Source organism: Pseudoalteromonas sp. PA2MD11 (genome assembly GCF_017808125.1).
GTDB lineage: Bacteria > Pseudomonadota > Gammaproteobacteria > Enterobacterales > Alteromonadaceae > Pseudoalteromonas > Pseudoalteromonas simplex.
In genome coordinates this window covers 305,936-322,324 of record NZ_JADKNF010000003.1, presented here as the reverse complement: position 1 = coordinate 322,324, position 16,389 = coordinate 305,936, and the positions used below count along the sequence as shown (strand labels likewise).

Below are 16,389 nucleotides of genomic sequence, written 5' to 3'. Positions count from 1 at the left end.
CTATTTTGAGGCAATAAAACCTCGTTGATAACAAGGCAAAAATTTCGTTATTTAGTTGTTCTAAATCAGAAATTTTTAACGCCGTTAGCGACAGGTTTAATCCCTCAAAATGATGAAGTATTATTGCGGATTGGTATTCAAGGTGAGTATTTAAAAACAAAAAAACGAGCATAATAGCTCGCTTTTGGCATAGAGTTTTATTGGGCGATTAAGGTGCCCAATAAACTTCAATATTGATATGTGGGTGATTCAATACAGCACGTAAAGGCATGTCAGCAACTGCACCGCCCTCTTTCGCTTGCTTGTAAACAGCGAGTTTTTCTTCACCACTAATTAAAAGCTTCACAACTTTAGAATCTGCAATCGCAGATAAGGTTAACGTCATACGCTCAGTGATTTTACCTGTTACATCGCTTTCAATGGCATTAATTGCACATACTAAATCATCTGTTGCTAGACCGTGTTCAAGACCTTCGGCATGAGGGAAAAGAGAAGCCGTATGACCATCAGGGCCCATGCCTAAAATCGTCACATCAAAAGGACGCTTTAATGCTTTGTATGCAGCTTCACATTCAGCTACACCGTTTTGCGCCGTTAATGCGTCATTTTTCATTGTCACGAAATTAGCAGCTGCGCCATGGTTTTGTAATAGCGTGCTTTTGATAAATGCTTCATTACTTTTTTCATGATCAGCATCAACCCAACGCTCATCAACCATAGCAACATCAATGCTTGCCCAATCAAGTTCAAGGTTTGATAAGTGCTTATAAGCAGGTGCTGGCGATGAGCCACCCGACACCATCAATACAGCACGGCCATCTTCTTTAATACCAGCAACAAGGCTTTGTTCAAGGCTTGAAGAAAGTTCAGCTGTTAATTCGTCTTTGTTTGCAAAGAATTTTTCAACAATTGTTGCCATCTTAATTACGCCTTATCGCCTGTGTTAAACCAAACGTGGTTGTTTTCTTCTAAAAGCTCATCTGCATCTTCAGGGCCCCACGTACCTGCACGGTATAACGATGGTGCACCTTTTTCTTGCCAACGCTCAATGATTGGGTCAATCCATTTCCATGCTTGACGCACTTCATCACGGTGAATAAACAGCGACGGGTTGTTTGCTGCGGCATCTAACATTAAGCGCTTATAGGCATCTGAATGAAAACCATTACTGTACGCTTGCGATAACTCAATGTTCATGGTTACTGGTTCTAATTGCATCTCAAGGTTATCAAGGCGCTTAGACATCAGTGTTAATTGAATTGTTTCTTCTGGTTGCAGACGAATAACAAGACGATTTGGCTCAATGTTACCTACGTTGTCTGTATAAACATTGTGAGACACTTTTTTGTATTCAACAACGATTTCAGCACAACGCTTTTTCATACGTTTACCTGTACGAAGATAGAAAGGCACGCCAGCCCAGCGCCAGTTATCGATGTGCGCACGAATAGCAACAAAAGTTTCTGTTTTACTCGCACCTTCGTTTAATTCTTCTAAGTAACCAGGGACGATTTTACCGTCTAAGTTACCTGGTACGTACTGACCACGTACAATGTTTGCATCAACATCTTCAGCCACTAACGGACGTAACGACTCAAGTACTTTTAGTTTTTCAGTACGGATGCTGTTTGCGTTTAGTTTATTTGGTGATTCCATTGCCACTAAACAAAGTAATTGTAGCAAGTGGTTTTGTACCATATCGCGTAATGCACCCGCTTTATCGTAGAAACCAGCACGGCTTTCTAGGCCCACTGTTTCCGATAAGCTAATTTGGATGTTATCGATTGATTTTGCATCCCACAGGTTTTCAAACAATGAGTTTGAAAAACGTAGTGCCATTAAGTTTTGTACTGTTTCTTTACCTAAGTAATGGTCAATACGGAATACTTGCTCTTCTTTGAAGTATTCAGCAATTTTTGCATTGATTGCTTCAGCAGATTCACCACAGTAACCAATCGGTTTTTCAACAACAACACGAGATGTTTCTGTGATTAGACCTTTCTTTGATAAGATTTCACAGCAGCTACCATACACTGCAGGTGGTAAAGAAAGGTAAAAAACACGAGACTTGTCAGCGTCGTGTTCATCAAGAATATCTCTTAATTTGTCCCAGTCATCATCTGCTTCAGTCACATTTGATACAACTGGCACAAGGTAAGCTGAAAACGCTTTCCAATCTTTTGCGTTGTACTCACCTTTACCTAAAAAGTCTTGTAACGCTTTATGTGCTGTTTCGATGTATTCTTTACATTTGCTTTCTTCACGTACCGTAGGAAGGATACGAGAACCTTGAGGAAGGTTGCCCTCTTGATAAGCGCGATACATTGCAGGAAGTAACTTACGTAACGCAAGATCACCGCCGCCCCCAAAAATTACGATATCAAATGGATTTAACATATATCACTCTCTACATTGGCAATGCCATGTTCATCCAATTCATGCAATATGGCAGTGCGTGTTGTTATCTGGTTGATGTGGCCTGTTAGACAATATCCTTTAACAAAGCCTGTTGAATTTGTTTGTAAGTAGCTTACTCATTCTTTTTATGTTGGCTGAAGTAAATGAGTCTTAGGGGCTCTGTAAATCCTCTCACAAAAATACAGGCCCTAAGAACTCCAGCGCTACCCGTTCAAAGGTATTCGGTTTGCAGCTAATACTGCGAATCTTTTACTGCTTACGATGTGTCTTATAGTAAGCGATCAGTCCATTGGTTGAACTATCATGTGGATGACTGACTTCATCATCAAATAATTCAGCTTCAATTTTAGAGGCAAGTCCCTTACCTAGCTCTACACCCCATTGGTCAAATGAACAGATTTCTAAAATAATGCCTTGGCAGAAGATCTTGTGCTCATAAAGCGCAATTAATCGTCCTACCGTTTTCGCATCAACTTTATCTAATAACATTGACGTTGTTGGGCGATTGCCTTGGTGAATCTTGTGATTCAATAATTCTGAGATTTCTGCTTCAGATTTACCTTTCGCGGTTAAATCTGCAGTTACTTGCTCTGCATCAACACCGGCCATCATCGCTTCGGTTTGTGCAAAGAAGTTTGATAATAAAATATCATGATGCTTGCCTACATTGACTTGCGGCTCAATTGAAGCAATAAAGTCAGCAGGTACAATTACATTACCTTGGTGTAGACATTGGTAAAAAGCATGTTGACCATTGATACCTGTCATACCCCAAATAATTGGAACCGTCGTGTAAGGAACCGTTTCACCTGCAAAAGTAACATGCTTACCGTTACTTTCCATCTCACCTTGCTGTAAATACGCGGGTAACATGTGTAGTGCTTGGTCATACGGTAAAATAGCTTGCGCTGTATAACCTAAAAAGCTTGTGTTCCAAACACTTAAAAGCGCCATTAATAATGGTACGTTATTTTCAAATTCAGCATTTTTAAAATGCTCATCAATTTCAAACGCACCTTCTAGGATCTCTTCGAACGCGTCGAAGCCTAAGTACAGGGCGATTGGTAATCCTATCGCACTCCATAAAGAAAATCGACCGCCTACCCAATCCCACATTGTGAATACGTTTTCATCAGCGATACCAAAGGCCGCTGTTTTTTCTAAATTGGTGCTTACAGCTACAAAGTGCTTAGCAATGTGCTCTTGCGCTTGTGCCGTTTGTAAAAACCACTCAACAGCCGATTTAGCGTTAGTCATGGTTTCTGAGGTGGTAAACGTTTTTGACGAGATAACAAATAACGTTGTCTCAACGTCTAAACCTTGTAAAACAGATGCAATCTGAACACCATCAACATTTGATACATAATGCACATTTAATGTGCCATCAGCATAAGCAGCAAGCGCTTCTGTTGCCATTTGTGGGCCTAGATTTGAACCACCGACACCAATTGCAACCACATCTTTTACTGCTTTTCCTGTGTAGCCTAACCACTCACCACTGCGTACCTTACCAACAAAGGCTTTCATTTTAGCAAGCTCAGCGTTAACAGCATCTGTTACGTTTTCGCCATCAACCATTACAGCTGTGTTAGCGCGGTTACGTAAAGCAGTATGAAGTACAGCACGGTCTTCAGTAATGTTAATTTTCTCACCACTGAACATTTTTTCGCGCCATGCGCTAATATCACACTCTTTCGCTAAAGCAATTAATTGTTCAAAAACAGTTTTATCAATTTGTTGTTTCGAGTAATCGAATAATACACCCAGGATCTGAGCAGAGAATTGCTCGAAACGCGTGCTATTTTTGGCAAATAAATCTTTAAGATGAATTTGTTTCATCTTCTTGGCACTTTCAGATAGTGCTTGCCAACTAGCTAATTGCGAACGGCTGCTCATATATTTAATCCCCTTCAAAACTTGCAACAAACTGATTCTTAACTATCTTTTTATTATATTGAATAAAGACAGCAATTAAAAACACGGTGTGAAATCAACACTAAGTTAAAATGACAACGCTGTCAATGTTCTACTTTTACATTTTATAGTCGAGATAATAGCGCAATTTTTCTCTTTTGACACCGGTATCATAAAAATTATCTCAATTATTTTACTGCTAATTTGGTAGAACATTAGATACACTAACTAACTTATATTAAATATTGATGTACATATAAGAAAAAGCGTCTGGTGAATACCTGGCCAATAATATTATAATACAAATATAACCAACTATAAAGCAACAGTATGAAAGTAACCATTAATGATGTAGCCAAGCTCGCAGGTGTTTCAATGAAAACCGTTTCACGAGTGATTAATAAAGAGCCATCGGTCAGAAAAAAAACGTACGATATAGTGATGGACGCTGTTAACACGTTAAACTATCAACCAAACCTTGCTGCTCGAAACCTAGCAGGCACATCGTCTTTTACTGTTGGTTTAGTTTATGACAACCCGAATGCTTATTATGTCATCGACATGCAAAACGGTGTGTTATCGCGTTGTAAAGAAGAAGGCTATGAGCTGGTTATTCATCCATGTAACTATCTGGATGGCAACATGGAAGAAGACTTTAAAACCATGATCAAGCGCTCTCGCTTAGCTGGCCTTGTATTAACGCCACCGCTGTCAGAGCAAAATAGCATTATTGATATGCTAGATGAGATGGGCATTCATTATGTTCGCGTACTCTCTGGCCGCCCTACTGAAGAAGACCAAGACACTTGTATCTATGTGAACGATTACGCAGCTGCGTACGAAATCACCTCTCACCTACTGTCGCTTGGCCATAAAAATATTGGTTTTTTATGCGGTGACAAAGAGCATAAATCAACAACTGAACGTTTAGAGGGTTATCAGGCCGCGTTAAAAGATCACAGCATTCCATTGCATGACGCGCTGATCTACGAAGGCCAGTATTCTTTTGAATCAGGTGTAGAAGGCGCAAAAGCATTGTTAGGTGAGAATAACCCGAAAAACATCACAGCCCTACTTGGCGGTAACGATGAAATGGCAGCGGGCGCGTTATTCGCCTCACGCTTAATGGGTATCGAAATTCCACAGCAGCTATCAATTACGGGCTTCGAAGACTCACCGTTCTCGCGTCAAACTTGGCCTAAACTAACCACAGCACATCAGGCGAATGATGTAATTTCGCAGCATGCAGCCCGTTTACTGTTTAGAAAAACCCGTGGTGCACGTAATCAAGATAAAGACATCATCACGACCTTTACCCCTTCATTAGTGGTACGGGAAAGCTCAGGCCCTACAACGGCCTAATTTATACAAGTTACGAAAAAGCCGCTCTATAGCGGCTTTTTTTAATTAAGCGAATTGGAATTGCTTGTTAAAGCAATGCTAAACCACCATTTAAGTTATAAACATTTTCAAACCCTAACTGCGACAAATTGTTAGCCGCTTGTTTTGAACGATTACCACTTCGGCAAACCAAAATGTAGCTATGCGCTTTATCAAGCTGCCCTTGCACGATGGCGTTTGCCATGCGACTGAGTGGAATGTTAATCACTTTGCTCTCAGCAACAGTGAATAACTCTGCTAAATTATTCGCTCCATGCTCATACGGTTCACGTGTATCAATTAGGTAAGTTGCCTTATCATCTAACATTGATTTCGCATCGGTTGCGACTAGCTGTTTCATCGGCGCACTTTCAAGTGTTTCAACATAGCCACATAGAGAATGACTTACAGTATGCTTTTGCTCATCAGCTTGTTGCTTTAATTCAACAAACTCATCATCTGATACTAGCTCACTTAATAGTTGCGCAAGTAACGGCGTCGTTGCTTTTTGCGCATGCCAATCCATAGCAAAACACTGCTGATAATCATGACCAGAACAAACCACCGTTGAATCTTGTATTACCATAGCAAGCTGCTTTAAAGACTGAGCCATTTTCACAGCATCACCACCGCTAATTGCAGTGTTACCTAAGCCGCCTGGTAAGATTAAATCACCACAGAAGCAATAGCTGATATCACCGCTTTGCGTATCTGATAATAAATAGCTAACACTATCGTCACTGTGACCTGGTGTTGCTACTTTAGTTAAGCGCGCATCGCTTAATTCGATGGTTGCTGAATCTTTTGGCCAGCCAAGTTCGTCTATCTCATTAGCAACATAACGTTCTGCGAGCTCTTTTGATAATAAACAACGGGCCGATAAACGTTCTTGGTGGTTATGGGTATCGATAATCGCTTTTACTGTTAAACCTTGTGTCGCGACAATTTTCGCCATACGTGGAATAAGCTCAATGATAGGATCAATCACCACAGCGCTTTTATCACTGTCGACATAAAGCCAGCAGCACGCTGCTTGATGGCGAAGTTGTGTTAAGCCAATAGCACAAACTTCGTGTTGCGGCGATGTACTATCAGATACCACTAAGCAGTTTGCTTCTAGAATCGGCTTTAAAGAACGGATTTTGTCGCAAGCAAAATCAATCTCTTGTTGGTTAACCGCAGGGCCAAACGACATACGTATCGCGTTTTCACTTTGCCAATCACTGGCTCCCATCGCATCTAAAACAAAACTACGATTTGCACCTGAGCTGCATGCCGAGCCGCCACTTACACGGATACCCGCAGCATCAAATAAATCCATCACTTCTTTACTGGTTAATTCGTTCACCGCAAAATTCAACGTTGTTGGCACCGAATGCTCAAAACTGTGATTGAACGTGATGCTACCAAAGGTGTCTGTTAATGCAGCTAATAATTGCTCGCGAAAAGTATGTAGCTGCTCAATTGGCTTAAAAGTCTGGTTTTGTTTATCAAGTAATAACGAGAACAACTTATTCAAACCGGCAATGCCCGGTAAATTTTCGGTACCAGATCGCATACCACTTTCTTGGCCGCCGCCAGCAATAAATGGCGTATATGCACTGCCTTTACGAATATAAAGTACACCAATGCCTTTAGGCGCATACAATTTATGGCCAGAAAATGGGGCGTAATCAATGGTTGTTTGGCTTAGTGCTAAGTTGGTTTTGCCTAATGCTTGTACACAGTCAACCATCCAAGCCACATTATTGTTTTCACTACGAATAACTTGCTCAATAGCGCTTAAATCTTGGAATACACCGGTTTCGTTGTTTACTGCCATAGTACAAATCATCAGTGCATTCGCAGCATGTTTACGAATAAACTCGTGACCTAAAATACCGTTTTTATCTACTGGAATAGCTAATACCTGCGCGTTGATATCAAGTACGCTGTTCCAATGCTTTAGGGTATTTGGCACCGCTTTATGCTCTGTTGCCCCATAAAGTAATACCGGATTCTCGATTTGATGATTTTTTGCAGCAATAAGCGTAGAAACAACCGCTGTTTGAATACCTTCTGTTGCACCCGAGGTAAATAAAATATCGCCGTCGGTAGCGCCAATGACTTCACGTGCTTTGTTACGTGTTTGTTCTAATAAGTGTTTTGCTTGAATACCCGTAATATGAGAGCTTGATGGATTACCAAAACAGACTTGCATCGTGTGCGAAACCACATCGGCAATTTCAGGAAGTACAGGAGTCGTTGCATTCGCATCTAAATAAATTTGCTGATTAGCATCGTCAGGAAGGTAAAAATTTGCCATGAAAAACGCACCATATTACTAAAAGATATATCTTATAACCTATTTTACATTTTTCACGGCTAAATTATAATAATCAATTAGTCAGTAAAGTGCGTTTTCTATACTTTTTAAGACTAAGCTAATTTTCTATTAGCTCAACCTGCTTAGAAGACCAGGCATTGATAAGTGCTTTTACTAAAGAAGCCAGCGGTATTGCGAAAAACACGCCCCAAAAGCCCCATAAACCGCCAAAAAACAATACTGCAACGATGATGAACACTGGGTTTAAATCTACCGCTTCAGAGAACAATAACGGCACTAACACATTGCCATCAAGTGCTTGGATCACGCCATAGATGATTAATATGGTCCAAAATTGTGTTTCTAAACCAAACTGGAATAACGCCACTGCAGCGACAGGAATGGTCACCAATGCCGCCCCTACAAATGGAATAAGCACAGACAAGCCAACTAATACGCCTAGTAAAGCCGCATAGCGAAGGTCAAGCACTGCAAAAGCAATAAAAGATGCTGTACCAACAATTAAAATTTCAAATACCTTACCGCGGATATAATTCATGATTTGCTGATTCATTTCTTGCCAAACTTGAATGATCAAGCGACGTTGCTTAGGCAATAAACGCTCAGCACTTTGCGTGAGCTCTAATTTATCTTTAAGCATAAAGAACACTAAGAGCGGCACTAAAATAAGATAAATCAGCCAAGCTGCAACGTCTTTTATCGAAGTTAATGATACCGATAGCACCAACTGACCAAACTCAATCGCTTTGGTCTCAACACTGGTAACAATTGATTTAACCTGATCTTCAGTAATCAAACTTGGGTAATCTTCAGGAAGATGTAACAGCAGTGCTTTACCTTTTTCGATCATATAAGGCGTTTCTTGAACTAGATTGCTGGTTTGCTGCCAAAGCACAGGCCCCATGCCGACAATAATCATAATCATCAAGCCACTGAATACCAGCATAACTAGAATCGTTGCGGTAAACCGTTTCAAACCCAGCTTTTCTAAGTGAGCAACAGGCCAATCTAGTAAATAGGCAATTACCAAGGCAACTAAGACAGGCACGATTAACGAACCAAAAAAGTAGAAAAATGCAAAGGTTGCAATAAGCAATAACAACAAGGTTACTGAATGGGGATCAGAAAATTTATTTTCGTACCAGGCTTTTACATACTCAAACACGAATGGGCTCCACTGTTAGCACACCTAATTCTAGGTCAATTTTAAAATGGTAATGATGTTTTTCTAAAAATCGCTGCATATCGTCCGTTGCCTCAGCAGCATTAAATGTAAAAGTCACGGCTTGTTGAGCCGATACTGCCTTATTCAACCCTAATTTAAACTGAATAAATTGTTGAGGGCACTTATAGTCCCTTAAATCAACCGTTAACATAGCGAATCAACTGCGTTATTAATATGAATAATAAGTATAAGATGTAGGCACCTTGCTAAAATAAGTCTTTATAATGAGAAACAACTCATTTTTTTCTTAAAACACGCAAAACAATAGTTTATCCTTATTCAATAACTGGTAGTAAAGGAAACCTGATGCCTGGCTCGCATAATAAAGCGCAATTACCTGCGAATCCAACTCTTAAAGAGATAAACTGGTATAAAAAACAAATAAACTGGGGCGAGCTGCCGCCTTTTTATCATATGGTCGCATCATCGGTTAGCGAATCTGAAGGGATTTTAGACCACGGTTTTGATAATGCCGTTAAACAATTAATTGACCCACGCAACTGGAACCTTGATTTATTAGGTGGCCATGAAACCGATATGGGCGAAATTGTCTGTGAGCAAAAACCGCGCATTGCTTTGCATCAAAGCTTTACGGACCGAGGTTTTGAATTATGGGCCTACCCTTATGCAAAAGATGTGACGGTAGACCAATACATCAAAGACAACCGCTTTATGGAATTTAAGGTGTGGGATCCGCACACCATGAAAAACCTTATTCGTTTTAACCAGCTTCATAAATTCATCGCTTTTTACTTTGAAAGAGGTGACAAAGCTGACAAAGCCTTAATTCTGCATGCTCATAAAGTAGCGCATAAAATCATAACTTTTTTACAACGAGAGTTGAACGTTGTTAAGCTAGATGGAGTCACAATAAAAGATTTCTATCAATTGTGCGAAAAAGACAGCCGAGCATGCAGCGACGAAATAGATTTAGCAAAAGTCATGTTAGGTGAGCAAATCAACAAGGAATAAGATGCGACTAAAATTAGCCTTTATTACACTGTGTAGTGCATTACTGACATTTTCGATATTGCACAGTGAGCCGTTGAAGGCACAAACTAACTTTAAGCTGCCCGATTTAGGGACCTCGGCATTACAAGCCTTACCGATTGAAAAAGAACAAGCAATCGGTGAAGTGATGATGATGCAAATTCGTGGCTCATCACCCGTTGTCAATGACCCTGTTCTTGATGAGTATCTGACCACTTTGGGCCGCCGTTTAGTCGCAAACGCCAACGATGTTCGTTTTCCATTTTCTTTTTTCTGGGTTAATAACCCTGAAATCAACGCTTTTGCGTTCTATGGTGGTCATGTAGGTGTGCATACAGGGCTCATGGCACAAGCCGATAACGAAAGTCAATTTGCCTCAGTACTTGGGCACGAAATTGCCCACGTAACACAACGCCATTTAGCGCGTCGTATTCAACAACAGCAAGATAACAGCGCGTTAACCATCGCTGGTATGATTGCTGGTATTTTAGCTACCGTTGTTGCACCTGATGCCGGTATTGCTATTATCTCTGCAAACCAGACTCAAGCGGCATTTAGTCAATTAACTCATAGCCGTGCTGCTGAACAAGAAGCAGACCGAATTGGTATGCAGACCTTAAATAATGCTGGGTTTGATCCTCGCCAATCGAGTGAATTTTTAACTAAACTTGCTGCACAAATTCGCTACAAATATAAGCCGCCCGCATTTTTGCTGACTCACCCATTGCCAGAAAGCCGTGTCTCTGATGTGCGCTTACGTGCCGAGCAGTATCCAAAAAGGCACTACTCCGATAGCCTAGAGTTTAACTTAGCTAAGAGCCGTGTTATTGCTCGCTATCAGCAAAAGTCAAAAGCCGCGGAAGATTTATTTCGTAAATTAATGCGTGAAAATACCGTTCATAACGACACTGCACTTAAATATGGTTTGGGTATTAGCTTGTTGGATCAAAAAAAGCTTGATGAAGCAGCCAGCATTTTGAACCCATTGCTTGAGCAAGATCCAAAGAACTTATTTTATATAGACACACACACCGACTTACTCATTGCGCAAGGTAAAGCGAATGAAGCAGTAGAGTTTTTAGCTAAGCTAGATATCGATAGACCTAACAATCAGGTAATTGCCTTAAACTATGCAAATGCTGCGATGGAAGCAAAACAATTTGACCTTGCTGAACGTATTTTAAAATCTTACTTGTTAGCAAAACCTGAGAACAACCTTGCCAAAGAGCTGATTGCTGATGTCTACAAAAAGCAAGAGAATATGGCTTCTTATCATGAAGCGCATGCCAATGTACTGGCCCAGTATGGTGCTTATTTAAAGGCAGCTGATGAAATTCAAAAAGCACTAAACTTTGTTGAGCCTGAAGAATTAGTTAAACAACAACGTTTAAAAGCCCTACTCACGCAATACCGTCAATTACAAAAAGAGCTTGCGAGACTTTAAGTCTCGCGGCGCTTGCCCTAAAATAAGCCAAATTATTAAATGTGAGAACACACTATGTCTGTTACTATTTATCATAATCCACGTTGTTCAAAATCGCGTGAAACACTTGCCCTATTAGAAAGCAATAACGTACAACCAAGTATTGTTGAATACCTAAAAACACCGCTTAATGAACAACAAATCTCGACTTTAATTAGCCAACTGGGCTTTACTTCAGCGCGTGAATTAATGCGTACTAAAGAAGACATTTACAAAGAGCTTGAGCTTAAAAACGAACAAAACGAAGACAAATTAATTGCTGCAATGGCTGCCAATCCAAAGCTAATCGAGCGCCCAATTGTTGAAAATAACGGCAAAGCTGCTCTTGGTCGTCCACCAGAAAACGTATTAAGCGTACTTTAATGGCTATAAACATTGTTGTGCTATACCACTCAAGCCATGGCTCTGTAGAAGCAATGGCTCATGAGATAGCCGAGTCGATTGAGCAACAAGGTGCAACAGCTTTATTGCGCACGTTCGTTAAACGTCAGCCACACGATATTGTGATCAGTAAAGATGATCTAATTAATTGTGATGGCTTAGCCTTTGGCACCCCTACTCGATTTGGCATGATGGCCTCACAAGCTAAGAGCTTTTGGGAGACCACCAGTGATCTGTGGCTTAAAGGTCAGCTGATAGATAAACCTGCTTGCGTATTTTCGTCATCGAGCAGTATGCACGGTGGTAACGAAGCCACCTTATTGAATCTATCACTGCCGTTGTTACATCACGGCATGATGTTGCTTGGCGTGCCTTATGAGGTACCTGAGTTATTAGCAACTGAAACCGGTGGTACGCCATACGGTGCGACTCATGTGGCCGGTAGCAATAACAGCAATGTGTTAAGTAAAGACGAAATTAAAATTTGCCAAAGTGTTGGAAAACGCTTGGCACTGATTACGAGTAAATTACAATGAGCTTGGAACCAAAGCTAAATCAGCCTGTTGCCAAAAAGCCAATTACTAAACGATTCCAACGTTTTGCACTGATTGGTTATATCGGCTTATTAATTTTAATGCCAATTTGGTTGTTTTTAATTGCCCCAAGAGAAGGCCACAGTAACGGCTTTATCTTTGTTTTTTATATACTCCCTCTTCTATTACCACTGAAAGGGATTATTCAAGATAAGCCTTACACCTACGCGTGGGCAAACTTTATCGTGATGTTCTATTTTATCCATGGTTTTACATTACTATGGGTCGCACAAGAACAGCTGATTTGGGTATTACTTGAGTTAATCTTTGCCAGTCTGATGTTTATTGGTTGCACTTATTATGCTCGCCATCGCGGGCAAGAGCTTGGCCTTAAGATTCGTAAATTAAAAGAAGAGCTGGCCGAAGAAAAAGCGGCACATGAGCACGATAAATAAGCACTTTCGTTTAGCTTAATTAACACAAAAAACGGCAATCAAGGTTGCCGTTTTTTTATGTCACTTTATTTAGTTTTTATGCGTTCACACCAACTCTGCTAAGGTGGCTAGCGCGACAATACTTGCCAGACCCACTTGGCCAATTAAGCTAAATAGTGAAAACAGTCTTAAAATAAACAGCCCCCATGGGTGACGAATATGCGGGTATAGCGCACAGCGTTTTAAACTTGTAGCAAAGAAAAAGCATAAGATAGAAACTAATGTAAAGCCCAGCGTTAACTCACTTTTAATGGCAATGCTATCATCAAAAAAGAAGAACAACTGCACAGGTAGTAACACAGTTACAATCGCGTGGAGTAAGTGCACTTTTTTAACGCGATCAAACTGCCCTTCTGGCGAAAGCTCTTTAATGCCAAAGTCATGTTCAAGGCACTTCACTAAGTTATCTGCTTTAATGCTAACTGCTAATCGGTAGCAGCTTAGACCGTCTTTGTTACGAACCCTAAAGTCATAGCCCGCTTTTAAAAGCAACACCAGTAAAGGTCCATTCTCGGCTAATACGGCGTAATGTAATGCTGTATTCCCTTTATTGTCTTGGGCTTTTTTATCTTGATGTTCAAGTATTGTCTCAACCACATTCACATAGCCTTTTTCGGTTGCCCACATAAAGGCTGTTTTACCGTTTTCGTCAGCTAATGCACCTGTTGCGCCTTGCTCAATAAAACGCTTTGCCATGGTTTGTTTTGCATTTTCGTGGCTCAAGTGGGCAAGTAAAGCTTGTTCAAGTAACGATGCTGAGTCAACATCAGGTGATACAAGTTTTAGTAAGGTGAAGTAATCTTCACCGTGAGCAACTTTTTCAGCTGCAAGCGCCGTTAATGATTCAAGATCAGCCACTGAATCAGGGATAAAACCACTAAAGCGCTCTCTAAAGTCAACTTCGGTCCACAGTTCTAATACATCGTCCGCAGACATTTTCGCACCGTGATTAAGCACATGTTCAATCACAGTGAAATAGCGCCGATTAAATAACTGGTGAATCAAAGTTATAGGTGTTTTAACAGCCGATTGAGCAAATGCGCTAGCGTATTTCTCTAAGCGCTGGCATAACATTAAAACAAGACTCTCTGGGGTGTAGTCGTTTTCTAAAAAGTGCGCTTTCATAGCATTAATATAATGCAGCGCAGCTTCATCAAATTCAGAGATGTGTTGGAAATAACACTCTTCAAACGGTTCAAGAGGAGTCAACCAAGTAAGGTAGTAAATAGGCGGAAGAACCGTCGTACACACACCGTCATCTTCATTAGTAGAACGACATGCCGGCCAAGCTTCTAAAGCGTCTAAAATATAAGCCCCGTTTTGCTCAGCTAATCCTTTGATCAGTAACGGGTATTCCTTTGGCCAAATCAGTACATTTTCCATTAAAAAAACACAACTCCGCTGCACATTATTCGATGTCTAATTAAGCACTTAGTTATAGCAAAATTTACCTGACAGTTTGCTTAATATTGTCATCAATAACACAGTATCTGACAGATACTCTGGTAAACAAGAAAAGTAGTATGATTCTACCACAGAGGGTTACAGGTGCTAGCGCAAAGTAGGTGATTTTTAAAGAAAATAGAAAAGCAGCGGCACATGGACGGTACTCACTGCTTGGTTGGAGACTGAAAGTAACTAAAAAGCCCGATGAGGTGAAGGTAATCGCGCTTTTTAGCTGACTTACTTACTTGCTAATTCATGTGTCACTTCATCAATGCCAACTTGGCTAATGCGCTGCAGCACTTCTTTTTGCTTTGCACTTAACAGTGAGATACCTTCAGCAACAATATCGTATACTTTCCACTGCTTGTCTTTGCCTTGGCGTAATTTAAAGTGCAAATCTATAGCTGGCGCATTGTCATCAACAATTTGTGTCTTAACAGTTGCATAACCATCGTCGATTAGTTGTGATTGATCAAAAATTACTTTTTGGCCTGTGTATTTCATTAGCGCGCCAGCATAAGTCACTGTTAAGTAATGCTCAACCGCAGCAATAAAATCAACGGCTTGTTCACGGCGCAGCCCTTTAATATGCTTACCTAAAAGCTTGTACGATACAAACTTAATATCCATATGTGGTAATAAGCGTTTTTCAACAATATTCGCCATTGCTTCTGAGCTTGCATCACCTTTCGCATTCACATTTGCGATATCAACAAATAAATCAGCAGTGACTGATTCTAATAATTGCTTAGGCGAGCGGTCTTCACTGGCAAAAGCAGATGCAGCAAAAAATGCTGCAATTAGCAAAAATGAGTTAACTAGTTTGGTCATCGTGTTCACCTCTAAACGAAAATTTTCGCTAATATACCGATATTAAATCCACAAAAAAAGAAACAATCTGACATTGTTTTAATGCCAATTAAGCACCAATCGATTTTTTCCATAGTTTTCAGCTAATTGCTAAAAAATATGAGAATGTGCACAGCTTCTGTGTTTTTTTGCACATTGAAAAGCCCCTAACACCGCCTTATTTACTTGCTCATCGACATAATGAGAAGTACCGAAATGAAATTTAAAAAGCCATTAAAAGCACTTATTTTGAGTGCAGCTGCTCTTTTAGCAGCACCAAGTTATTCAGCTTCAAATCATGGTTATGCCATTGATTACATTCAAGGTGAAGGTGATGTAAAAGGTCTAAAGCTGGCCTATCAGTACCATGTACCCAATGAAAAGTTGCCCTTGCAACACGCCCGCTTGTACTTCGAATCTAGTTTTAATATTTGGCAGTATGGCAAAGACAACAAACATCAAACTAATATCGTGTTAGCTATGTCTCCGGTGATCCAATACCCTGTGTTTAATGTGAAAAACATGCCTGTTTATGTGGAGTTTGGGATTGGCGTTTCACTGTTGGACGACACCCGTTTTGCAGGCAAAAACGTTAGTACTCACTATCAGTTTGAAGATAGATTGGGTCTAGTTGCAGATTTAGGTGACGACTCAACCTTAGCACTTAGATATTTACATTACTCAAATGCGGGTTTCAAGAGCCCTAACCCTGGCCTTGATTTTATTTCACTGTCTTATGCAAGACGATTTTAAGTGCTACTATATCGCTGTGTATATCGGCAGGATTTCAAGATGGAAACTTGGCAAATTATAGCCATTGTTGTTGCTGTGTTTGGTGTAGTAATTGGTAACCTTATGTTGCTAAAACATGCAGCAAAAATGGACTTCAAAGTACCTAAAAGCGATGATAATGAAGATAAAAAAAGCCCTGATGAATAATCAGGGCTTTT

Annotated in this window: 16 protein-coding genes; 8 read left to right on the top strand and 8 right to left on the bottom strand. The window is 40.3% G+C overall.

What is annotated here, in order from left to right:
* Positions 1-208 precede the first annotated feature (208 nt).
* From pgl to pgi, 3 genes are all read right to left on the bottom strand, one after another.
* Positions 209-919, bottom strand: a complete 711-nt coding sequence (gene pgl, locus ISP07_RS06185) for a 6-phosphogluconolactonase (protein ID WP_138600000.1) — start codon at positions 917-919, stop codon at positions 209-211.
* A gap of 5 nt (positions 920-924) precedes the next feature.
* Positions 925-2,397, bottom strand: a complete 1,473-nt coding sequence (gene zwf, locus ISP07_RS06180) for a glucose-6-phosphate dehydrogenase (RefSeq protein WP_209327114.1) — start codon at positions 2,395-2,397, stop codon at positions 925-927.
* 270 nt (positions 2,398-2,667) lie between these two features.
* On the bottom strand, positions 2,668-4,314 hold the full coding sequence (gene pgi / locus ISP07_RS06175; RefSeq protein ID WP_209327113.1) for a glucose-6-phosphate isomerase: 1,647 nt from the start codon (positions 4,312-4,314) through the stop codon (positions 2,668-2,670).
* A 348-nt stretch (positions 4,315-4,662) separates the two neighbouring features.
* On the opposite strand from pgi, the gene ISP07_RS06170 reads away from it, so the two are divergent.
* Complete coding sequence (locus tag ISP07_RS06170; RefSeq protein ID WP_138617776.1) at positions 4,663-5,694, top strand: LacI family DNA-binding transcriptional regulator; 1,032 nt, start codon at positions 4,663-4,665, stop codon at positions 5,692-5,694.
* A gap of 67 nt (positions 5,695-5,761) precedes the next feature.
* Here the strand turns inward: ISP07_RS06170 and ISP07_RS06165 are convergent, their stop codons facing one another.
* From ISP07_RS06165 to ISP07_RS06155, 3 genes are all read right to left on the bottom strand, one after another.
* Positions 5,762-8,017 carry an aminotransferase class V-fold PLP-dependent enzyme gene (locus ISP07_RS06165; protein WP_209327112.1) on the bottom strand — a complete coding sequence of 752 codons (2,256 nt, stop codon included), beginning with the start codon at positions 8,015-8,017 and terminating at the stop codon, positions 5,762-5,764.
* Between the two features lie 118 nt (positions 8,018-8,135).
* Positions 8,136-9,203 carry an AI-2E family transporter gene (locus ISP07_RS06160; RefSeq protein ID WP_054553734.1) on the bottom strand — a complete coding sequence of 356 codons (1,068 nt, stop codon included), beginning with the start codon at positions 9,201-9,203 and terminating at the stop codon, positions 8,136-8,138.
* Positions 9,196-9,414 carry a hypothetical protein gene (locus ISP07_RS06155; RefSeq protein WP_054553735.1) on the bottom strand — a complete coding sequence of 73 codons (219 nt, stop codon included), beginning with the start codon at positions 9,412-9,414 and terminating at the stop codon, positions 9,196-9,198. Before ISP07_RS06155 ends, ISP07_RS06160 begins: the two co-directional genes overlap by 8 nt.
* Before the next feature lie 155 nt (positions 9,415-9,569).
* Here ISP07_RS06155 and ISP07_RS06150 point away from each other — a divergent pair, with 155 nt between their 5' ends.
* The 5 genes from ISP07_RS06150 to ISP07_RS06130 are packed head-to-tail and all read left to right on the top strand — an operon-like array spanning position 9,570 to position 13,105.
* Positions 9,570-10,235, top strand: coding sequence for a hypothetical protein (locus ISP07_RS06150; protein WP_054553736.1), 666 nt, complete (start codon positions 9,570-9,572; stop codon positions 10,233-10,235).
* 1 nt (position 10,236) lies between these two features.
* Entirely contained in the window at positions 10,237-11,697 is a 1,461-nt protein-coding gene (locus ISP07_RS06145) for a M48 family metalloprotease (RefSeq protein WP_187490484.1), read from the top strand.
* 54 nt (positions 11,698-11,751) lie between these two features.
* Complete coding sequence (gene arsC / locus ISP07_RS06140) at positions 11,752-12,099, top strand: arsenate reductase (glutaredoxin) (protein WP_209327111.1); 348 nt, start codon at positions 11,752-11,754, stop codon at positions 12,097-12,099.
* The gene (gene wrbA / locus ISP07_RS06135) at positions 12,099-12,653 is read left to right on the top strand and encodes an NAD(P)H:quinone oxidoreductase (RefSeq protein WP_209327110.1); all 555 of its coding nucleotides are present in this window, start codon (positions 12,099-12,101) and stop codon (positions 12,651-12,653) included. The genes arsC and wrbA overlap by 1 nt, the downstream gene beginning before the upstream one ends.
* Entirely contained in the window at positions 12,650-13,105 is a 456-nt protein-coding gene (locus ISP07_RS06130) for a DUF2069 domain-containing protein (protein WP_209327109.1), read from the top strand. Before wrbA ends, ISP07_RS06130 begins: the two co-directional genes overlap by 4 nt.
* 84 nt (positions 13,106-13,189) lie before the next feature.
* Here the strand turns inward: ISP07_RS06130 and ISP07_RS06125 are convergent, their stop codons facing one another.
* Both ISP07_RS06125 and ISP07_RS06120 read right to left on the bottom strand, forming a co-directional pair.
* Positions 13,190-14,527, bottom strand: coding sequence for an ankyrin repeat domain-containing protein (locus tag ISP07_RS06125; RefSeq protein WP_209327108.1), 1,338 nt, complete (start codon positions 14,525-14,527; stop codon positions 13,190-13,192).
* Between the two features lie 300 nt (positions 14,528-14,827).
* Positions 14,828-15,421: an MlaC/ttg2D family ABC transporter substrate-binding protein gene (locus ISP07_RS06120; RefSeq protein WP_138600008.1), complete on the bottom strand. Its 594-nt coding sequence runs from the start codon at positions 15,419-15,421 to the stop codon at positions 14,828-14,830.
* A gap of 234 nt (positions 15,422-15,655) precedes the next feature.
* On the opposite strand from ISP07_RS06120, the gene ISP07_RS06115 reads away from it, so the two are divergent.
* Together ISP07_RS06115 and ISP07_RS06110 are read left to right on the top strand one after the other, a co-directional pair.
* Positions 15,656-16,192, top strand: coding sequence for an acyloxyacyl hydrolase (locus ISP07_RS06115; protein WP_054553743.1), 537 nt, complete (start codon positions 15,656-15,658; stop codon positions 16,190-16,192).
* A 39-nt stretch (positions 16,193-16,231) separates the two neighbouring features.
* Positions 16,232-16,378, top strand: coding sequence for a DUF2897 family protein (locus ISP07_RS06110; protein WP_082389286.1), 147 nt, complete (start codon positions 16,232-16,234; stop codon positions 16,376-16,378).
* Positions 16,379-16,389 lie beyond the last annotated feature (11 nt).